Annotated in this window: 20 protein-coding genes; 6 read left to right on the top strand and 14 right to left on the bottom strand. The window is 44.6% G+C overall.

Annotation, left to right across the window (positions count from 1 at the left end; translation table 11 throughout):
- Nucleotides 1-56: 56 nt before the first annotated feature.
- The 9 genes from LYZ37_RS18060 to LYZ37_RS18100 form a co-directional block, all read right to left on the bottom strand.
- Nucleotides 57-674, bottom strand: coding sequence for a glutathione S-transferase family protein (locus LYZ37_RS18060; protein ID WP_272788219.1), 618 nt, complete (start codon nt 672-674; stop codon nt 57-59).
- A 9-nt stretch (nt 675-683) separates the two neighbouring features.
- Nucleotides 684-1715: an NADP-dependent oxidoreductase gene (locus LYZ37_RS18065; protein WP_272788220.1), complete on the bottom strand. Its 1032-nt coding sequence runs from the start codon at nt 1713-1715 to the stop codon at nt 684-686.
- 87 nt (nt 1716-1802) lie between these two features.
- Complete coding sequence (locus LYZ37_RS18070; protein ID WP_272788221.1) at nt 1803-2387, bottom strand: TetR/AcrR family transcriptional regulator; 585 nt, start codon at nt 2385-2387, stop codon at nt 1803-1805.
- A gap of 152 nt (nt 2388-2539) precedes the next feature.
- Complete coding sequence (locus LYZ37_RS18075; protein ID WP_272788222.1) at nt 2540-4243, bottom strand: diguanylate cyclase; 1704 nt, start codon at nt 4241-4243, stop codon at nt 2540-2542.
- 160 nt (nt 4244-4403) lie between these two features.
- On the bottom strand, nt 4404-4718 hold the full coding sequence (gene yqfB / locus LYZ37_RS18080) for a N(4)-acetylcytidine aminohydrolase (protein ID WP_272788223.1): 315 nt from the start codon (nt 4716-4718) through the stop codon (nt 4404-4406).
- On the bottom strand, nt 4719-5915 hold the full coding sequence (locus LYZ37_RS18085; RefSeq protein ID WP_272788224.1) for a DEAD/DEAH box helicase: 1197 nt from the start codon (nt 5913-5915) through the stop codon (nt 4719-4721).
- A gap of 81 nt (nt 5916-5996) precedes the next feature.
- Nucleotides 5997-6434, bottom strand: a complete 438-nt coding sequence (locus LYZ37_RS18090; RefSeq protein ID WP_272788225.1) for a hypothetical protein — start codon at nt 6432-6434, stop codon at nt 5997-5999.
- The gene (locus tag LYZ37_RS18095) at nt 6434-6910 is read right to left on the bottom strand and encodes an OsmC family protein (protein WP_272788226.1); all 477 of its coding nucleotides are present in this window, start codon (nt 6908-6910) and stop codon (nt 6434-6436) included. Before LYZ37_RS18095 ends, LYZ37_RS18090 begins: the two co-directional genes overlap by 1 nt.
- 118 nt (nt 6911-7028) lie before the next feature.
- Nucleotides 7029-7583, bottom strand: coding sequence for a GNAT family N-acetyltransferase (locus tag LYZ37_RS18100; RefSeq protein ID WP_272788227.1), 555 nt, complete (start codon nt 7581-7583; stop codon nt 7029-7031).
- A gap of 126 nt (nt 7584-7709) precedes the next feature.
- On the opposite strand from LYZ37_RS18100, the gene LYZ37_RS18105 reads away from it, so the two are divergent.
- On the top strand, nt 7710-8138 hold the full coding sequence (locus LYZ37_RS18105; RefSeq protein WP_171320862.1) for a hypothetical protein: 429 nt from the start codon (nt 7710-7712) through the stop codon (nt 8136-8138).
- 66 nt (nt 8139-8204) lie between these two features.
- Here the strand turns inward: LYZ37_RS18105 and LYZ37_RS18110 are convergent, their stop codons facing one another.
- The 3 genes from LYZ37_RS18110 to LYZ37_RS18120 all read right to left on the bottom strand — a co-directional run bounded on the left by LYZ37_RS18110 (nt 8205) and on the right by LYZ37_RS18120 (nt 11205).
- Nucleotides 8205-8957 carry a substrate-binding periplasmic protein gene (locus LYZ37_RS18110; protein WP_272788228.1) on the bottom strand — a complete coding sequence of 251 codons (753 nt, stop codon included), beginning with the start codon at nt 8955-8957 and terminating at the stop codon, nt 8205-8207.
- 92 nt (nt 8958-9049) lie between these two features.
- Nucleotides 9050-10729: an RluA family pseudouridine synthase gene (locus tag LYZ37_RS18115; protein ID WP_272788229.1), complete on the bottom strand. Its 1680-nt coding sequence runs from the start codon at nt 10727-10729 to the stop codon at nt 9050-9052.
- A gap of 74 nt (nt 10730-10803) precedes the next feature.
- Entirely contained in the window at nt 10804-11205 is a 402-nt protein-coding gene (locus tag LYZ37_RS18120; RefSeq protein WP_272788230.1) for a hypothetical protein, read from the bottom strand.
- Between the two features lie 152 nt (nt 11206-11357).
- Here LYZ37_RS18120 and LYZ37_RS18125 point away from each other — a divergent pair, with 152 nt between their 5' ends.
- Complete coding sequence (locus LYZ37_RS18125) at nt 11358-12227, top strand: LysR family transcriptional regulator (protein WP_272788231.1); 870 nt, start codon at nt 11358-11360, stop codon at nt 12225-12227.
- Between the two features lie 47 nt (nt 12228-12274).
- On the opposite strand, the gene LYZ37_RS18130 is transcribed toward LYZ37_RS18125, so the two are convergent.
- On the bottom strand, nt 12275-13048 hold the full coding sequence (locus LYZ37_RS18130; RefSeq protein WP_272788232.1) for a siderophore-interacting protein: 774 nt from the start codon (nt 13046-13048) through the stop codon (nt 12275-12277).
- Nucleotides 13049-13141: 93 nt separating this feature from the next.
- Nucleotides 13142-13726: a LysE family translocator gene (locus LYZ37_RS18135; RefSeq protein WP_004746944.1), complete on the bottom strand. Its 585-nt coding sequence runs from the start codon at nt 13724-13726 to the stop codon at nt 13142-13144.
- Nucleotides 13727-13871: 145 nt separating this feature from the next.
- On the opposite strand from LYZ37_RS18135, the gene LYZ37_RS18140 reads away from it, so the two are divergent.
- The 4 genes from LYZ37_RS18140 (at nt 13872) to LYZ37_RS18155 (ending at nt 18910) form a co-directional block, all read left to right on the top strand.
- Nucleotides 13872-14312, top strand: coding sequence for an Lrp/AsnC family transcriptional regulator (locus LYZ37_RS18140; protein WP_004746945.1), 441 nt, complete (start codon nt 13872-13874; stop codon nt 14310-14312).
- A gap of 200 nt (nt 14313-14512) precedes the next feature.
- Nucleotides 14513-15508, top strand: coding sequence for a porin (locus LYZ37_RS18145; RefSeq protein ID WP_272788233.1), 996 nt, complete (start codon nt 14513-14515; stop codon nt 15506-15508).
- A gap of 275 nt (nt 15509-15783) precedes the next feature.
- Complete coding sequence (locus LYZ37_RS18150; RefSeq protein ID WP_272788234.1) at nt 15784-17412, top strand: methyl-accepting chemotaxis protein; 1629 nt, start codon at nt 15784-15786, stop codon at nt 17410-17412.
- Between the two features lie 454 nt (nt 17413-17866).
- Nucleotides 17867-18910 carry a GMP reductase gene (locus LYZ37_RS18155; RefSeq protein ID WP_004746952.1) on the top strand — a complete coding sequence of 348 codons (1044 nt, stop codon included), beginning with the start codon at nt 17867-17869 and terminating at the stop codon, nt 18908-18910.
- The last annotated feature ends 219 nt before the right edge of the window (nt 18911-19129 follow it).

The following is a 19129-nucleotide window of genomic DNA, read 5'->3' on the forward strand; positions in this document are numbered from 1 at the left end:
TTAAAGGCTAGGTAATAAGCTGCCAAACTGAGTTTGGCAGCTTGAAAGCGAACAGGTTATGAGAACTTGAGTTCTAGTTGCTGCGCTATTTGCCATGTTTCATGGCTAGCGAGTTGCTCTGCATAGCGAGTGATATTGGAATAACGCTCTAGCAAACCAAAGTTGGTGAGAATATCGACGATGAAAGACATCATTATATCGGCACCAGTGAGCTTGTCAGCAACCAGATAGCGCTTGCCTTCAAGTCGTTGATCAACATAACTCATCACTTTATCCAGCTCGATTGCCGTGTAATCAGGCAAAAAGTTCATCGATGCGCCATCTTTTTCAACGAAAACCTTCAGTAACAACGGCAGAGCTGCGGAGCTCTCAGCAAAGTGAAGCCATTGTAAATAATCTAAGTGATCGTGGGTTCCTCTTGCTGGCGCCAGTGTGTCCGCCGCGTATTTGTCAATCAGATACTCGGTGATAGCACCCGACTCAGTGATCACGCTCCCTGCTTCTTCAATAACCGGAGATTTCCCTAGTGGGTGAATAGACTTGAGCTCAGGTGGTGCTAGAAATGTCACACTATCACGACGATAAGGAACGATCTCATAGTCTACGCCGAGCTCTTCAAGCAACCAGATAATACGCTTGGAACGAGATTGATTTAAATGGTGTAACTTAATCATGGTAGTTCCTTATAGTGCGTCGTTGGTCTTGATAACCAGTTTGCCAAAATTCTTACCTTCTAATAGGCCGATAAATGCTTCAGGAGCCTTATCAAAGCCTTCTACGAGGTGCTCGCGGTAATGAATTTTTCCTTCGGCGAGCCATTGACCCATATCTGCGGCAAACTCTCCGTAGCGGTGCCCATAGTCGTCAAAAATAATGAATCCCTGCATTTTGATTCGTTTGATCAAAAGCTGGGCCATCAGCATCGACATTCTGTCTGGACCTTCCGGTAAAGAAGTAGCGTTGTACTGAGAGATAAGGCCACAAAGAGGAACACGCGCTCCAGTGTTTAGTAAAGGCATAACAGCGTCGAACACCTTACCACCCACGTTCTCAAAATAGATATCGATGCCTTGATCACACGCTGCTGCTAATTGCTGTTCGAAGTCATCTGCTTTGTGATCGAGACAAAGATCAAAACCCAACTTTTCGACTGCGTAACGGCACTTTTCTTCACCGCCAGCCACACCAATAACGCGGCAGCCTTTTAGCTTACCAATTTGACCGACCATAGAGCCTACAGCCCCAGTTGCCGCAGCGACAACAAGAGTATCTTCGGCTTTAGGTTGGCCAATATCAAGCAGTCCCATGTAAGCGGTAAAACCAGGCATCCCCATCACGCCAAGCGCATAAGATGGGTGAGTCGGGTTCTTGCCCATTTTAATCAGCCCTTCACCGTCTGAGATACCGTAGTCTTGCCAACCAGTAAAGGCTAATACCCATTCACCAACTTCGTAATCTGGATGATTTGAAGCTTCAACTTGGCAAACGGTCCCTCCCACCATCACTTCATCTAGGGCAACAGGATCAGCGTAGGATTTAGCATCGCTCATACGACCACGCATATAAGGATCCAGAGATAGATAGACGCTACGAAGTAACATTTCGCCTTGCTGTGGCTGTGGCTTCTCTGACTCTTCTAGGCGGAAGTTTTCAGCTACAGGGGCACCTATAGGGCGAGAGGCGAGCACAATACGTCGGTTTATGTTATTAGTCATTGAGTGATTTTCCTATTATTAGACCAGTCGTCTAGTTATTGTTTCAAAAAATTCCCGTAGGACATTTCAACTACGGGAATTCTGTAATTAAGTGTTGAGTAATGCCTTGGTTGTTTCTAGGCTGTGCTCCAGATGGGTATGATCTTGAACCAGCTTGTTAAGTAAACTTGCGCCAAGCCACTGTTGATAAAGCTGTGTCGCTGTCGCATGAGGATTTACCGTCGATATCGAGCCATCTTTAATACCGGCTTGAATGCATTGAGCGATCGATTCAATGATTCGCTCTGCGCCAGCTGCTAAAACGACGCGCATAGTCTCAGACAAATCCGAAACCTCAGCACTGAGCTTTACGACTAAGCAGCGATTGGCATTACATACGCCGTTTTCCACTTCAAGCCAGCGTGAGAAATAACCCATCAATCGTTCGTTAGCATTACCTTCTTCAGAGTTAAAAAATGCGTTAAGTCGCGCAAGATAGGTTCTGAAGTAATCTTCGATTAAGGCTTCACCAAATTGCTCCTTAGACTTGAAGTAGTGATAAAAAGAGCCTTTGGGTACATCCGCGGCTTTTAATAGTTGCGACAAACCAACAGCCGTAAAGCCTTTGGTCACCACTAATTCGTAGCCCACATCGAGTATATGTTGGCGAGTATCGTTCGTTTTTTCGTTCATGGTCTGAACTATAAATGAAAATAGACCAGTCGTCTAGTGGGCGTCGATAGCTAATTTAAGCTGTAATTATAGGTGCAGGAGAGCGTGGTAAATAAATTGGTAAAGCATCGCTCATAATCTGAGCTAACAGACTACGAGCGATGAATGTGTGGTTAAGGTTTTCGAGGCAGTATATCTGTGATGGTTGCCGTAGGCGCTTTCTCGACATTGGCATGAGTGTGGATAGCCTGGCTACGTCCTTGCTCTTTAGCTTGATAAAGCGCGGTGTCCGCCGCTTTGACCAAGTCAGCGGTGGGTGCATTTAGCTCTGGGAATGTGGTCACACCGATGGAAACGCCGAGCTGCCCTAATGAGAGACCTTTCATGTCCAAGTGCAGTTCTCGCACTGATTCGACGATGAGGTTAGCTAGCTTAAGCGCTTCTTCTTTGCCCGTCTCAGGACAAATAATCGCAAGCTCTTCACCGCCAAGTCGACAAGCGACCTGATTCTCTTCGATAGAACGATTGAGCAGGGCTGATACCTCTTTTAGTACGTAATCTCCCGCATCGTGACCAAAGTTATCGTTAAAGCGTTTAAAATGATCAAGGTCGAGCATCAGCAGTGATAGTTCAGCATGATCTTGTTCCGCTTTGGACCATTCTTTGTCAAAAACTTCTTCAAAGTAGCGTCGATTGAACAAGCCAGTAAGTGGATCTCGCATTGCTTGCGAGCGCAACTTCTCCTGCAAGCTTAAGTTTGCTAATGCCAAGCCAAGGTGCTCAGCGAGCGTAAAGGCTAATTGTTTGGTCTCTTCGCTGACTTGCTCAGATTGAACACCGAAATAGAGGTGGAACATACCAACCGTATTACCATGCGCGGTTAGAGGGATGCATAGTGTTGTTCCATCTTCATCCAAGCCATTCATATGACTGCAGACTAAGTTGTGATGCTTTTCATGAGATAGATGAAATTTACCTTTTCTAAGCGCCCAGCAATCATTTGGCGCGTACACTTTACTTGCAGGCCATTCGCCACCCCAGTCAAGCTTTACTTCGAGTTGGTTACGTGACTCGCGCATGATCGACACGCAGCCATTAATGTCGCCGAGTAGCCTAGGGATGATATCTGCGACAACAACTTGCGCTTCTTTAATGCTATTACATGCTGCAAGCATATTGGCAAGTTGATGCAATAATTCAATCTCACGGGTACTCTTTGCAATCCGCATTTCCTGTTGCTGACGCTCGTGGTTGACCACGGCAAAGATTCTTCGATGACTAAACCAAGAAGAGGCGATGAGTACGATAAAGGAAGCGGCCATTAAAGCATCGACAATTAATTCGAGATCCACGGTCATTGCTGTAAGCGCAGTGAGTGGCATGGCGAGGCGGATAACATAGATTGTGTCATGGCCGTGATCATCGGGTGGAAGCTCAAGAGTTTTGGCGACATAAAGTAAATCTTGGTTGATTGATTCGCTGTACCTTTTGGATATTCCCAGTTTGCCAGCGAGTGCTTCAACGACTTCAGGGCGATCACTATGGTCATCCAGTGCGTTAATTTCTCGATTTGAAAGCTGCGAGTCGCCAAGTACCTTACCGCTGCTATGTATGATGGTAAAACGTTGTCCAAAACGTGATTGGGATAGATTATCGATAAAGACGTCGATTTCTGGCTGCTCCATATCATAGAGATCTAGTTTCTTTTCGTGGATTTGATGCGCCACGTCATCAAGCAAGCCAGACATGTAGCCACTTACGATACGTTTCGTCCAGTCGGCTAGCGTAGTATGGAAAAAGTAGCCACCCACAATCATGGAAATAGCGAGCGCTACGATGGGTAAATATTGAAATCTATGTAGAGAAGATACTGACATTGATACCACACACAATATAAGGTTATTGATTCAATTGAATATTTTGCCTATATATCAGTTTAGCTGCATATCTGAGAAACGTGTGGGAAGTAAAGGATTTGGAAGAAAGATCAAGTTTTTAAATACCCGCTGACGCAGAAAGTGTCTGCGGGTATTTGGTTTAAACTAGCTCGTAGCTAATTTCGAACAAGGTGTCCGTGTTAGGGTAGATTTCTCGAATTAACTTTTTCAGCTTAGGCAGCTCTATGTACTCTTGCTGCGCATGAAACTCGTTAATATCATCATAGTGCAGCGGTTTCACAGATAAGATTTTCACCTCACACACTTTTTCATCAGTCTCTAGGGTGAAAACTTCAACCGTGGTGCCTGGTACGTAGTGAGACTCTGATTCATCGCGAATCGTAATTGTCTTCTTACCGGAGGCGACTAGCGGAGTCAGAAACTCGAAGAAGGTGATTTTTGTTGGGGCAGTCATTTAATCTTCCTTTTGCTGACGCTTGTGCTTAGGTACATAATTCAAAATTGAAATGGGTACAGGTTTTCGTGGGGCGAATCCTTCAACTTCACGGCGTTCAATGAGATGGCCCAAGCGTGATTCGATCATGCAAAGGTTTTTGAAGTTGTCTTTGGATACGAAAGAAATCGCTTCACCTTGAGCATCTGCGCGACCGGTACGCCCGATGCGGTGTACATACTCATCGGCAGGGAACGGCAAATCATAGTTAATCACACGGGTTAGACCTTCAATGTCGATACCGCGAGCGCCAACCCCTGTTGCGATCATGTACTTAATCTTGCCTGCTTTAAAGTCTTCCAACAGTTGTGAGCGAACCGCTTGGCTACGACCACTGTGGAAAGCTTCGGCCATAATGCCACGTTTTTCGAGTTGAGAGGCGAGCTTAGCAGCACCATGTTTTGTTTCAATAAATATCAGGGCTTGGTCCCAATCATTCTCATTGATTAGATGACTCAGCAGGGCAGATTTCTTGTCTTTATCAACGGTAATCAACCATTGCTCGATGTTCTTTTTCGAGGCTTGGTTTGCTGCAATGGAGATCTCATAAGGGTCGTGTACGGCTGTTTTTGCTAGATCTCGAACCTTGTTTGAAAGTGTGGCAGAGAACAGAAGGTTCTGAATATCTGTTGGTAAGCGATCAAGGATTTTGTTGATGTCATCAATAAAGCCCATATCCAGCATACGGTCTGCTTCATCAAGCACCAAGACTTCGACTTCTTCAAAATGTACCGCGCGTTTGCCGTACATATCAATCAGACGCCCCGGCGTTGCAACGAGAATATCGACACCTTCGATTAAAGCTTGCTTCTGGGCTTGCTCATCAACACCACCGTACATAGCGAGAGAGGTCAGAGGCAGGTGCTGACTGTAATCTTGAATCTTCTGTTCAACTTGAACCGCTAGTTCACGAGTCGGGGTCAGAATGAGAGCTCGAATGCGCTTTTTACGTTGTGTTGCACCTTGGCTAAGCTTCTCCAAAATAGGTAACACAAAGCTTGCGGTTTTACCTGTACCAGTTTGTGCAGCGGCGATGAGATCTTCTCCGCGGAGAATGACAGGAATCGCTTTAGTTTGGATATTGGTGGGTTTTTGATAGCCAAGTTGAGAAATAGCATCAGTGATAGGTTGGCTTAAGCCGAGTTTCGAGAAAGACATGCTTACACTCTGAATCTAGATTAAATCAGGGGGAGAGCCCCATAGTTGCAGCAGAGTGTAGCATGAAGAGGGGGATGACAATTAGCTTTGTTTTTCCAGATACCAATTGCCTTTGCAGATGCCGTTTTTCAAATGCCACTCACCGGAGATTCGATAGCCGCTCGCCTTGCCAGTAAAACGGTAATCCCACTGATCATTGGTAGCGTAGAGAACAAGTCCACCTTCGCTTGATTCAATCCAACCTTTTAATGGTGTGCCATTGTACGTCAAGGTGAACTGAGCAAAACCGTCGGTAACGCTACCAGTGATGGTGGTCTTTGAGCACATATTGTTGCCGCTCACGTCGACTCTTCTACCTATCCATTGGCCATCAAATTCGTGTGACACAGTGAAATCTGGTTGTGAAGGTAATTTAGGGAAAGTATCAGGATTGTTTGAACCGAAAAGCTGTGACTGCTGACCAACTACAACAAAGATACCGAAGCCGACAAAGGTTGCGATAAGAAATAGTTTCTTCATTAGTAGCCCATTTGAATAATTTCGGTAGTAATATCTGTTTTGACAGAGTTCGCGATAAAGCAGTGTTGGTGCGCCAAATGGTGTAGCTTTTCAAGTTGTTCCAAGGAGGGTTGCTTTTCACCTTTGAATTCGATCTTTGGGCGAAGTATGACTCGTGTGACGGAACTTCTACCTGATGAGTCTTCATCAAGGAAGCCTACGGCCTCATCAGTATAGCTGTCTATGATGTAGCGGCGTTTCGCAGCAATGCCAAGAAAGGTCAGCATATGACAACTTGAAATGGAGGCAATAAAGGCTTCTTCCGGGTCGACGTTTTCTTCTACTGAGAGAGGGAGTGGAATGACATGGGGCGATGATGAAGCTGGAACAGTGATTCCACCATCAAAATACCATGTATGGGCGCGACTATATTGGTTGTCGTTAAAGGCTTCACTTGGGCCTCGTTGCCACTTTACCGCTGCGCTAAACTTGGACATCGCTATCATTCCTTTTGTTCGCTCGTTCGCTAATTGGTTTGTCTAACATGATTGAATGATTAGGTAGAAGCGTTGCGACTTAAAATTTAAGCGTGCCTCACAGGAATATGAGTCAAAACTAAACCTGTCTCGTTTCTCCAACCAATTCTTTAAACGTTTGACCGGAAAGAATGATATTTTTGGTAAAGGTTAGTTTCGCTTTGTGTAGATGTGCATGAAACGAGCGGGTGTTCTCTTGATGTACATAGGTATAAACAAAACGATACTTAGAGCTAACGTTGCTTAATGCATATTGATAGAGGTTTTCGAATACACCGCGTCCTCGACTATTTTGGTCGATACAAACAGGCCCCCAGAAGAACGAATTCTCTGTAGACAATGTTTCGTTGTTAAAAGGGACACTCTGCAAGTCATGCGACAGCTCAGTTAACACAGTTGAGCAGCGCCAAAACTGCCAAGAGGCGCAAACGGCTAACCCAATAATGGACTCTTCATGCTCGGCGACAAAGATTCCTTGTTCTGACTCGATGATTTGAGTGAGTTGCTCAGCAGTCAACATCGTATTTAGGAATCCATCTTTCTTATCTTTCTCAGTCAGAGAATCAATATGACATCGTTTTTGTAGAGCGACTAATTGCGCGACATCACTTATTTGGGCTGACCTAAATAACATGTTCACTCGTTATATATAGTTTGTCGTACTATAAATTAATTTATTGGCTAGAGTTATGTTATGTATTGATATTGTTTTAAAATTTAATCGATGAATCACGAAACTTATAACGCAGGAAAGGAATCAATGGGTAAGAGCCACAATCAGTTTTATCTAGAAGTGGTATGCAAACAGTTATTTGTTTTGGTCATAGCTGCACCATTAATGTATGAGCTGACGTTTGAAGCGATGCAGGAAATGGAAAAGGGTAATCAGTCTGCGATATTGGCTGTAATTGGTTTATTGATGGCGGCAGCGATTGTCGGGGTTTTTGAAGCAACCTACCAAAAGACTCAGTTGGCTTTTCCAGTTCATCGCTACTTGGTTCATTTGACTAAAGCGCTACTCTTTATCGGTATAACAGAGCTCATGTTGTTAGCCGTCGCTGCGATAGGAACCACTTTTCATGTTTTTGATGATCCACTGCTTTGGGCTCTTATTCCTATCTATCTCGCGTTGTATCTATATGACTGGTGGGACGCAATTGCGGCTCAATCTCGTGACAATGTTCGATAATCAGCAGCTAATGACGAGAAGCTCTAGATGATACTAGAGCTTCTCTTTTATTGGCGTAGGTGTTGATTACTGTTTGTATTTGCCTTCAATTGAAGCTTGTCTGTATTGCTCAAGTTTACCTTCGGCTTCTAATTTAGCTAATCCGCGATTAAAGGCGTCTAACATCTCTTGGCTTCGCGGTGAATTTTTTGAAATGATCACGAAGTAGTCACGCTCAGTAAGCATCTTTGCATTCGGCTCAATCGCGCCAGTAAGACCAAGCTTAGTCACTGTTTCCATACCGACATCCATATCTTCCAAAACCACATCTAAACGACCTGCCTTGAGCTTTTTGTAGTTGTTTTCGGCGCTTGCGATACGTTGGATATTAACAGTTCCAGCTTTTTCTAAATCTTCAATGCCATAGGCATAGCCAGTGACGCCCCCGATTTTTAGAGACGACAGGTCTTCTCGGTTACTCCAAGTGACAGGTTTGCTTGTTTGCTGAAATAGGGCGGTACTCAAAGTAATAACAGGATTGGAATAGAGGAAGTGTTGTTCACGGTCTGGGTTTTTACTCCAGATAAGAGAGCCGTCATAGTTACCCGCTTTTGCTTCTTCAAAACCACGTTTCCAAGGCATGTAGTCAAACTCTACGGTGTAACCTTCAGCCTCGAAAGCTTCGCGTACAATTTGAGTGATAAATCCCCCTTCTTTGAGAGATTTCGATTGATAAGGTGCCCACTCGCCATTAGCAAGCTTAACCGTATTTGCATAAGAGATGTGAGAGACAGAAAGGGCAAAGATTAAAGCGATGAGCTTGAAGCTTTGTTTGAGCATGGTGCAATCCTCTAGAGAATGTCAGTATCTAAAGAATAGTTGCTGATATTCATATCACCAACGTAAGGTTGATGATATGAATAAACGAAAGTTTAGAAGCTCTCTGGTGCTTCGAAGGTCATAGGTTGCTTCGAGTAAGGGTGTTCCAGCTCCAATCGCTCGGCATGTAAATGCAATCGGTCTGCTTTTTCGCCATATAAAGTATCGCCAACCATAGGCAGGTTAAGGCCTAAGTGGTGAGCGCAATGGACGCGAAGTTGATGAGTACGACCGGTTTTAGGGTACATGTAGAGTTTGCTTTTACCATTGACGGTAGAAATTTCTTCCCAGTAGGTTTGCGCGGGCTTTCCATGCTCAAAACAGACCAATTGGCGAGGACGATCGACCGGGTCTCCACGCATTGGTAGATTTATTTCACCGTTAGATTCAGAGACTTTACCCTCAAGTAGTGTAACGTAACGCTTTTGCACGCTGCGAGAAATAAACTGCTTTTGTAGACTCTTATTGGCACGCTTGGTTAAGGCAAACACCAATAAACCAGATGTTGCCATATCAAGTCTATGGATGACGAAAGGCCCTTCGACATCAGGGTAACGCTCTTGAAGTCGGGTGTAGGCCGAATCTGTGATGGTCTTTCCCGGTACAGATAGCAACCCAGAAGGCTTATTGACGACAACCATCGCGTCATCTTCAAATAAGATCTCTAGCTCTTTATCTTCTGCCCAATTTTCTTCGAGTGGATTGTCGTCAACCAACATCCCTTCAAGCATATGTCCAAGGATTGGTTGGCATTTACTGTTACACGAAGGATAGAACTTAGTGTGCTGACGAATTTCAGATTTGGGTGAAACGCCCCACCAAAACTCAGCCAGTGCTAGCGGCTTAAAGCCATGCTTAAAGGCGTAGTGGAGTAGCTTAGGCGCTGCACATTCACCTGCTCCTGCTGGTGGAACTGGAGAGGTAGTGGGTGCAAAGATTGATTTTAGGGACCGTTCTTCAGCGCGAATGTTTAAGAAGCGGTATTGCTCAAAAAGCTTGTTCTGCAAAGCATTAGAGAGTTGTTTACGTTTTTCTTTTAAGGCGTTGAGTGACGTTGTCAGTTCATTCAGTTGTAAGCTGACGCCAGCGATTTTCTCTTCCCACTCTAATTTTAAGTACTTAAGGACGTTTTTCTCAGCCACGCTTTGTTTACTCAATTCAACGAGCAGGGCATCAAGTTGTCTAGAGTCGAGGTTGGCTTCGCCTTGTTTTCTCTGTTCTTTTCGCTTAGCGCGCCCTTTAATAATCGCGTCACGTTGCTCTTGCTCTGCCTCTGCATAACCTTGTTCCAGCTGACTTAATGCCTCTTTAAGCTGCAAAAGTTCTGGATTGGATTGTTCTGTTTTAACTGCTTGATTGATCTGAGTAATCTCAGCGAGATCGGAACGAAAGAAGCTCTCTTCCGCTAGCATATCAAACACGGGTGGAACAAAGCTGGGCAATAAGTTTTGATCAGCGATTTTGCCAGAGAACGCAGAGAAATAGCCTATCTCACCTTCAGGAGACTGAACAAGAAGCACACCGAACATCTTACCTGTGCCATCTGGGCTACCATCAATACCAAAGTCATGATGCCAAGCCTGTTGCTCAGTAAGGTGGCGTTGCAGCTGCTGCGCAGCTAGGACACACAGTGGGTGAGGCTGGTAGTAAAAAGGAAAGGTAAACTTCTCGGGTAGTGGATACGATTGGATATCACTATCGAAACGAGTGAAAAGCTGGTCTGGGTGGTGCATTAAAGTATTCACTACAGGTAAAATCAATTGGGCGTGATTTTACCTGTTTGTGAGCATATTTCTAGTTTAGAAAACTAGCGAACGTAATTGATTTGTGCCGAAATAAACCAGTGCTGAACTGTGCCATCCGCTCTTTCAACCCAAAGGTCATTGTCTAACTGCTTCACACGGCCATTAATCGTGATTGAAAGCTTGTTCTCATCCGTTTGGTTTACTTTGATGAAAGGATCTGAAGTAATCAGGAACGGGGTCGCATCTTTTACCGAACTGTTTTCATCGATTAGAAAGAAGTGATTCAGTTTACCATCTTCGGGCTTGGTCGAGATTGCCTTGTGACCGATGAGCTTGAACCCTTCACCAACGGGTTGATTAAGAATTTCGCTACTGAGCCTGACATGGGTAGGGATAAAAACCCAAGCGAGAACAAGGGCAACAGTGACCAAAGCAGCGCCTAGAGAGATTTTGAATTTCGACATGCTGTGTTATTGAGATGTTTGGAACAGAGGCACATATTAGCACAGTTCTATACTGCAATTCGCGCTAGGCTTGACGATTTGCTAAGTGGTATTACTGTTACAGGTTTGCAATAATGACAGTAGTTTAATAAGACAATATTACAGAAATCACTATGGCAAATTGGGAAGGAGTGAGCGAGTTTGTCGCAGTCGCAGAAACTCAATCTTTCACCTCTGCAGCAAAGAAGCTCGATACATCGGTCGCGCAAATAAGCCGTAAAGTCGCTCTGTTAGAAGAAAGACTGGCCGTTAAGCTGTTCAATCGCACCACACGTAGAGTCTCGGTAACCGAAGCTGGGCAACTCTATTATCAGCAGTGTAAGCATCTCGTCGAAGGTCTAGAACTGGCTGAACTGGCAGTCACTCAAATGCAGTCGACACCTAAAGGTTTGCTAAAGGTGACCGCTCCCGTCACTTTCGGTGAACAAAACCTCGCGCCATTATTACACCAATTCTTAGAACTTTACCCACAAGTCGACTTAGAGCTCATGCTGACTAACCAAAAGCTTGATTTGATCGAGGTAGGCGTTGATGTCGCGATTCGTTTGGGAAAATTGCAGGATTCGAGCTTAATTGCCAAGCGATTATCGAGTCGGCAGCTGTATGTGTGTGCAAGTCCTAACTATCTAGAAAGGTATGGCGAGCCACATACTTTATCCGAACTCAACCATCATCAGTGTCTTGTTGGGTCAGTTGATTACTGGCGTTTTCGTGATTCTAAAAGTGAAAAATCGATACGGGTTTCGGGAAGAATACATTGTAACTCGGGCTACGCACTGCTTGATGCAGCAAAACGGGGGCTTGGATTAGTGCAGCTCCCGGATCACTATGTGAAAGAAGCGCTAGAGGCCGGAGAGTTAGTCGAGGTGCTTTCAGAGTATCGTGATGAGCGAGAGGGGATCTGGGCACTTTACCCGCAAAATCGAAATCTCTCACCAAAAGTACGCTTACTGATCGACTTCTTGGCGGAGAACTTTGATTAAGACCAAGAGAAGGCTCCTCTTGGTCTTATCGCACAGTAAAACTTGAGTTAAGCTTCTTGCTCTTCAGCGTCTTGGCGTTTAATCACCTTGTGACCGTCTTCTGAAACACCTTGTTTCCAGTAGCTGCTAATGTAGATGTTTTCGCGCTCGACTTCTTTCTCGTTGCGGAAGTACTGACGCAGCGCGCGCATTGAATCGAACTCACAAGCACACCAAACGGACGCTTTACCAGCTAGCCAAGGTAGAGCGCAAACCGCTTTTGCCAAGTCATCATTCTCAAAGATCCATTGGACTTCAAAATTTTCTGGGGCTTCGATGGGTTGAATATCTTGCTCAGAGATAACTTTAATCACAGCGTAGCCTTTTGCATCAGCCGGGAGGCGTCGAATCTTAGCCGATAGGGCAGGTAGGGCTGTCATGTCTGCGGTCATGAAGAACCAATCCGCGTCTGTGCTCATATCTTGTATCGTGCCAGGGCCGGCAATATGAATGGAATCACCAACCTGAGCCTTCATCGCCCAGCGCGCAGCAAAACCGCATTTAAGGTCATGAGTAATGTGTTTAACAAAGTCGACCTCGATGGTTCCCGCTTGCTCGTCAAACTTACGAATGGTGTAAGTACGCATCACTGGGCGCTCATCGCCCGATAACTGCTGTGGGTCAGTGTCACCAGAAGGCGTAAACAATAGCTTGATGTAGCCACCCTCACAGTTGTTTGGAAACTCTTTTAGCGCATCACTTTGAAAGGTAATGCGCTGCATGTTTGGCGTGACAGATTCGGTTGAAGATATGGTAACGTGCTTTGGTGATGGCTTTTTCATGTGCTAACCCGAGAATTGTTCTTGTTCTCATCTAGGTTAACAGCACACAACAGAGTTAGATAGTATCTTTAACCAAATTTACATTCCTGACATCTATATCATCGGCAGGGTGGAGCCAACTAATAAGACGGCCATCAGAATATTGAAGCTTCGGATACGTAAAGCGCTAGTTAGCCAACGTTGAAGCTCTCGACCTGCCAAAATCCAAAATGAACCTGATGGGAAGTTGACCAATAAAAAGGTCGCCGAAATGATCAGTAGTTCGATCCATCCGCCACCATTGCTATATAGAGTGACGGAACTTAGCGCCATAGACCAACCTTTTGGGTTTACCCACTGAAAACTGGCTGCCCCTAGGAATGTCATAGGGCGAAAATTATCGACGTCTTTTGCGCGTCCACTTAACGCGATTTTCACTGCTAAATAGGCAAGATAAGCCAAACTCACATACTTCAAGACAAGGTGGGCGATTGGGTAGGCTTCAAACACCGCTGACAAGCCAAGCCCAACAAGCAAAACCATAAATGCAAAACCAAATGCAATTCCGCACATGTGAGGTAACGTACGCATATAGCCAACATTGGCGCCTGAAGTCATCAGCATTAAGTTATTTGGCCCCGGTGTAAAGGTCGAGACAAAGGCAAATATCACAAGAGCAGTGAGTTGTTCGAATTCCATGAGATGTCCTATTTCTATCGTGAAAGCAATAATATTGCGTAGTAACGCTTGTCTTGACCGGTCAACCACTATATTAGGTGGAATAGTGCGCAATTATGTGTTTTTATTCGAATGACTAGGACTAATTGCGCAATAAAGGTAATAAATGGATAAGTTCGACGAAAGAATATTGCAAGAACTCAAAAGAGACGGAAGAATCTCCAATGTCGAGTTAGCAGAGCGTATAGGTTTATCAGCTTCAGCCACGCTTAGGCGCGTCCAAGATCTTGAAAAACGCGAGGTGATTAAAGGCTATCGAGTCATGCTTGATAATAGCCAACTTGGTGTCGGCTTTGTCGCCTATGTCTCTATCGGCCTTGCCAGTCATCGAAAACAAGCCCAGCTGGAGTTCGAAGAACACGTCAGATTTGTTGATGAAGTCGTTGAGTGTCACAACATCACAGGCGCCAACGAGTATTTACTTCGAGTTGAGACCAAAGACTTGCCAAGCTACAAGAAGTTTCATGCCGACGTATTAGGTGAGTGCGCTCAAGTACAGTCTATTACTACCATGGTGGTCATGGATTCACCCAAAGACGAGCGTTAAGTTTGTTACCATCACAATTCTATTGCGTCTGTATTAAAATTAACTGATTGATTTTGTTTATTTTACTGTCATCAATCATAAATATAATCGACATTTAATCGTAATAGATTAGCAATCGAAACGTCATCCTGCCCATCTAATTTATCTCGCATCAACAGTTCGAGCATAGAAGCTCATTCTATATGTAAAGGGTAAATAAGATGAAAAAAGCAGTGGCAGCGTCTGCAGTATTTGCAGCACTTGTATCGGGTTCTTCTCTTGCAGCGACAGTATACAAAGCTGATGGTACTGAGCTTAAAGTCGGTGGTCGCGTAGAGTTTCGTGGTGACTTTATTGGCACAAGCAAAGGTGCAGAGATTAAAGGCACGATGGACGATAGCACTCGTGCACGTCTAAACCTGAAAGGCAAATCTGAGATTACTGAGGGTATGTCAGCGTTTGGTGTCTATGAAGCTGAGCAAGATACAGGTAAAGATGAGTTTGAAAACCGTTACATGTATGCAGGTCTAGACTTTGATGGTCATGCACTGTCGTTTGGTCGTCAAGACATGGCTGCCGTTATCGTATCGGATCTGACAGATATCTCAGAGTTCTCTGGTGTTCAGCAGGTGATTAACTCCGCAAGCGACAAAGAAGACAGCGTGTTTGCTTACCGCGGTGCATTCGATGCGTTTCAACTTCAAGCCACTTACCAAGCAAATAGCGATGAAGACACTGACGGTTACAGCATCTCAGGTCTTTATTCAGCGCCGTTTGGCTTAGATGTTGGTCTAGCGTTCTCAGGGGCTGATTTAGGCAAAGGTAACGGTAGCCAAAATCAAATTCTTGGTGGTCTAGGTTATACACTAGACGGACTTTATCTAGGCGCGACTTACTCAGTAGGCGACCTAGATGACAAAGCAACAGGCACAAGCGACAAAGAGTTCAAAGCGCTTGAGGTTGCAGCGAAATACAAATTTACCAAACAACTATCAGCAGCAGTTGTTTACACTAATCAAGAAAACGAAGCGGCGAATGGCACTAAAGCGGATGCGACGGATGGTGTAGAAGTCGTGGGCTACTACAAATTCAACGGTAACTTCCGTACTTATGTTTCATACTTCTCCAACGGTATTAAGTCGACAGATGCTGACGCAGACGGCTTTAAAGACACGGGTGAAGATACACTTCGTTTAGGTGTACGTTACGATTTCTAAATACAGAGTTGCCTGAAATTCTGTCCCATTGGCCAAGCATTAGCTTGGCCTTTTTTGTTCTATATCAAAGAGGTTGCTATTCAGTTAATTTATAAATCAATTGCATATGGAAAATAAGTGTCTGTTGTAAAACAGAAACTTACACGATAATTCAACGCGAACTAAGCAGAAATCAAATGTGACTTTGATCACGCTCTGTGCTAGAGTTCGCGCACTTTATCTATGGGAATCTTCCCACTTCAAGGATGAGTCCAACGACTTGAATGAGAAAAATAATGCAATTGTCCCTTAAAAATTTGTCTATTCGAACACAGGTATTGGTACCTGTTATCTTCACAACGTTCGCGCTATTTATCGCATTGTGGATCACCAAAAGTAATCTAGAGGCAGAGCAAGAAATTATTAGCTCTAACACAGATTCTCTTGTGTATTACAAAGACACCTTGGCAAAAATTGATGATCAGGTTTATCCGTTACGTATTAGTGCGGTGTATGCTATCTACGATGATTCTCGCCGCCAAGTGTTTTTAAACGAACTTAAAACAGGCTTAAAAGAGATTCAAAAAGATCTCGATTTGATGGCTAGTCGCGACACATTCAGAGATGAAGTACGAGTGGTGCGCCGCGCTATTGAAGATTACGTACAATACTCTCACCGTGCAGTAGAGCTGTTTTCACAAAGAGACAGCGGCCAAGTGAGTCTGCAAGAGTACAACAGCTTTATCGCAAAATATCGTGACTCTGGCAATCAAATGGTAGGCGCCATCAATACCTTGTCTGCACAAGTTAATGAGTTCGCGACCGATGCCATGGAACATAGCGCTGAGCAGAATACAAAAGTTAAAAACATGGCAATGTACATGGTACTTACTGTTCTTGTTGCCTCTTTAGCTGTCGCTTGGGTACTTTCAGGCATGATTGTAAAACCAATCCTTCAACTGCAGAAAGTGATGCGTAAGCTAGCACATGGTGATCTTTCTGTTCGTGCCGAGGTCGATGGTGATAATGAAGTCTCTCAACTGAGTACTGATGTGAACCAAACCGCTGAGCAACTTCACAGCACGGTAGAAGAGTTAAGCCGCATTAGTGAGGAAGTCGCTTCCGCTTCTACTGAGTTAGCTGCCGTGATGACGCAAGCGCAAGCCAATGCCCAGCAAGAACTGGCTGAGATTGAGCAAGTCGCTTCTGCAGTCAACGAGCTTTCTAGCACCGCAGATAACGTCAGTGATAACGCTCAGATGGCAGATTCAACAGCACGTGAAGCCGATCAATTGGCTAAATCTGGCTTGGATATCTTTGAAGAGAGTAGTCAAGCAAGTGCTCAAATGGGTAATGCACTAAACGAAGCGGCGCAAGTTGTTCTAACTCTTAAAGAGCAGTCTGAACAAATCAATGATGTGATTGAAGTTATTCGCGGTGTTTCAGAGCAGACTAACCTTCTAGCACTAAACGCAGCCATTGAAGCAGCGCGTGCGGGCGAATCTGGTCGTGGTTTTGCAGTGGTTGCGGATGAAGTTCGAATGCTGGCAGCAAGAACTCAAGAATCAACGGGCGAAATCCAAGCCATCATTGAAGAGCTACAGAAGCAGTCTGGTCTTGCTAACGATAGCATGCAGCTCAGCCTCGAAATGCTGGAGAAAAACAATGAGCTATCATTGCAAGCTAACAGCGCGCTACAGGGTATTACAGAGTCTGTAACGAATATCAATGATGCCAATACCCAAGTTGCAACCGCAGCAGAGCAGCAATCTCAGGTAACGCAAGACATTAACCGCAACGTCGTGAACATGTCTGAGCTGGTTAATCAAAACGTATCTGGTATATGTCAGAGTGCAAGTGCGAGTAACGAGCTGTCTACATTAGCAGAAAAGCAGAAAGCTCAGCTTTCATTCTTTAAGCTATAAACCGAAGCAATAACCTCAAGAAGCAGCCATTTTCGGCTGCTTTTTTTGTATTTGCGTAAAATTTTTTGAAAACTTCAGTGCTTCAAAAGGGCAAAAATGAGAGTTCGAAGCTGATTATTGGTAGGTGAATTAGCCAATCGTTCAGAAGTTGGACAGTGCAAAGACGAAAAGGATTGCGCAAACGGTTAGCATGCTTTGAGTTAAGTGATTGTTTTTAAGGGAGAAGACCGAATAATTGCTGAGAAAGGAGTTACTTAGGTATGCAACTTAACCGAACTGTATCACAAAAAAATTGGAAATATCAGTCTTGCGGGAAATAAATCACGACCTATAATGCTGAAAACCGGAGCGTCTGCCAACGCTCCGGTTTTTTTGTGTCCGAAACTCAGTAAAGCGTCTGCCAACGTTTACCGAAAACGCACGACACGTAAATTTGCTTATAGGAAAATTTATCATGCGTATCGAACAAGAACTTAAGTTAGGCTTTAAAGATGTACTATTCCGCCCGAAGCGTTCTACTCTTAAAAGTCGTTCTCAAGTTGAATTAACCCGCGATTTTACATTCAAGCATAGTGGTCGTCAATGGTCTGGCACACCAGTAATTGCAGCAAACATGGATTCAGTCGGTAGCTTCGAAATGGCGAAGGCTCTAGCGGAACATGGCGTGATGACTGCAATTCACAAACATTACACCGTAGAGCAATGGGCTGACTTCGTGAAATCAGCGGATCAAAAAACACTAAACAACGTGTTTGTTTCTACGGGTACTTCAGATGCTGATTTCGAAAAAACAAAAGAAATCATGGCGCTATCTGAAGAACTTATCTTCATCTGTATTGATATCGCGAACGGTTACTCTGAGCATTTAGTCGAGTACGTAGAGAAGGTACGTGCCGCATTCCCTAACAAAGTTATCTCTGCGGGTAACGTTGTAACTGGCGATATGTGTGAAGAGCTTATTCTAGCAGGTGCAGACATCGTGAAAGTGGGTATCGGCCCAGGCTCTGTATGTACAACTCGCGTTAAGACAGGTGTTGGTTACCCTCAGCTTTCTGCAATCATCGAATGTGGTGATGCTGCGCACGGCCTTGGTGGCATGATCATCGGTGACGGTGGTTGTTCATGTGCAGGTGATGTAGCAAAAGCCTTCGGCGGCGGCGCTGATTTCGTTATGCTAGGCGGTATGCTAGCAGGTCACGAAGAGTCAGGCGGCGAAGTGATCGAGCAAGACGGCAAAACTTTCATGAAGTTCTACGGCATGTCTTCTCAGTCTGCTATGGATAAGCACTCAGGTGGTGTTGCTAAGTACCGCGCTGCTGAAGGAAAAACCGTACTATTGCCATACCGCGGCTCTGTTCACGGCACTATCTCTGACATCCTTGGTGGTGTACGTTCAACTTGTACCTACGTAGGCGCAGCAAAGCTTAAAGAGCTAACTAAGCGTACAACCTTCATCCGTGTACAAGAGCAAGAGAACAACGTGTTTGGTAAAGAGTAATTTTACGGATTACTAAAGACATAAATGATAAGAGCCGCGATTGCGGCTCTTTTTTTGGGGAATGTCCCTTTAAACACTTTTAGGTGTTAGCAGCGGCAGGACTGGCGCTTCCATCAAGGTTCAGCATAAAGTGGAATCTACGAACTGTTTTATTTATTGCACTGCAGCTGAAAATACAAATAACGTTATGCAAGAATTCGAAAGTGCAGATTTATGTGT

Source organism: Vibrio tubiashii (genome assembly GCF_028551255.1).
In the GTDB taxonomy this organism is placed as follows: domain Bacteria; phylum Pseudomonadota; class Gammaproteobacteria; order Enterobacterales; family Vibrionaceae; genus Vibrio; species Vibrio tubiashii_B.

What these genes read in the sequence shown, in the direction of transcription:
- LYZ37_RS18060 (WP_272788219.1), bottom strand. Translation starts at nt 674, where the DNA reads ATGATTAAGTTACACCATTTAAATCAATCTCGTTCCAAGCGTATTATC.
- LYZ37_RS18065 (WP_272788220.1), bottom strand. Translation starts at nt 1,715, where the DNA reads ATGACTAATAACATAAACCGACGTATTGTGCTCGCCTCTCGCCCTATA.
- LYZ37_RS18070 (WP_272788221.1), bottom strand. Translation starts at nt 2,387, where the DNA reads ATGAACGAAAAAACGAACGATACTCGCCAACATATACTCGATGTGGGC.
- LYZ37_RS18075 (WP_272788222.1), bottom strand. Translation starts at nt 4,243, where the DNA reads ATGTCAGTATCTTCTCTACATAGATTTCAATATTTACCCATCGTAGCG.
- yqfB (WP_272788223.1), bottom strand. Translation starts at nt 4,718, where the DNA reads ATGACTGCCCCAACAAAAATCACCTTCTTCGAGTTTCTGACTCCGCTA.
- LYZ37_RS18085 (WP_272788224.1), bottom strand. Translation starts at nt 5,915, where the DNA reads ATGTCTTTCTCGAAACTCGGCTTAAGCCAACCTATCACTGATGCTATT.
- LYZ37_RS18090 (WP_272788225.1), bottom strand. Translation starts at nt 6,434, where the DNA reads ATGAAGAAACTATTTCTTATCGCAACCTTTGTCGGCTTCGGTATCTTT.
- LYZ37_RS18095 (WP_272788226.1), bottom strand. Translation starts at nt 6,910, where the DNA reads ATGTCCAAGTTTAGCGCAGCGGTAAAGTGGCAACGAGGCCCAAGTGAA.
- LYZ37_RS18100 (WP_272788227.1), bottom strand. Translation starts at nt 7,583, where the DNA reads ATGTTATTTAGGTCAGCCCAAATAAGTGATGTCGCGCAATTAGTCGCT.
- LYZ37_RS18105 (WP_171320862.1), top strand. Translation starts at nt 7,710, where the DNA reads ATGGGTAAGAGCCACAATCAGTTTTATCTAGAAGTGGTATGCAAACAG.
- LYZ37_RS18110 (WP_272788228.1), bottom strand. Translation starts at nt 8,957, where the DNA reads ATGCTCAAACAAAGCTTCAAGCTCATCGCTTTAATCTTTGCCCTTTCT.
- LYZ37_RS18115 (WP_272788229.1), bottom strand. Translation starts at nt 10,729, where the DNA reads ATGCACCACCCAGACCAGCTTTTCACTCGTTTCGATAGTGATATCCAA.
- LYZ37_RS18120 (WP_272788230.1), bottom strand. Translation starts at nt 11,205, where the DNA reads ATGTCGAAATTCAAAATCTCTCTAGGCGCTGCTTTGGTCACTGTTGCC.
- LYZ37_RS18125 (WP_272788231.1), top strand. Translation starts at nt 11,358, where the DNA reads ATGGCAAATTGGGAAGGAGTGAGCGAGTTTGTCGCAGTCGCAGAAACT.
- LYZ37_RS18130 (WP_272788232.1), bottom strand. Translation starts at nt 13,048, where the DNA reads ATGAAAAAGCCATCACCAAAGCACGTTACCATATCTTCAACCGAATCT.
- LYZ37_RS18135 (WP_004746944.1), bottom strand. Translation starts at nt 13,726, where the DNA reads ATGGAATTCGAACAACTCACTGCTCTTGTGATATTTGCCTTTGTCTCG.
- LYZ37_RS18140 (WP_004746945.1), top strand. Translation starts at nt 13,872, where the DNA reads ATGGATAAGTTCGACGAAAGAATATTGCAAGAACTCAAAAGAGACGGA.
- LYZ37_RS18145 (WP_272788233.1), top strand. Translation starts at nt 14,513, where the DNA reads ATGAAAAAAGCAGTGGCAGCGTCTGCAGTATTTGCAGCACTTGTATCG.
- LYZ37_RS18150 (WP_272788234.1), top strand. Translation starts at nt 15,784, where the DNA reads ATGCAATTGTCCCTTAAAAATTTGTCTATTCGAACACAGGTATTGGTA.
- LYZ37_RS18155 (WP_004746952.1), top strand. Translation starts at nt 17,867, where the DNA reads ATGCGTATCGAACAAGAACTTAAGTTAGGCTTTAAAGATGTACTATTC.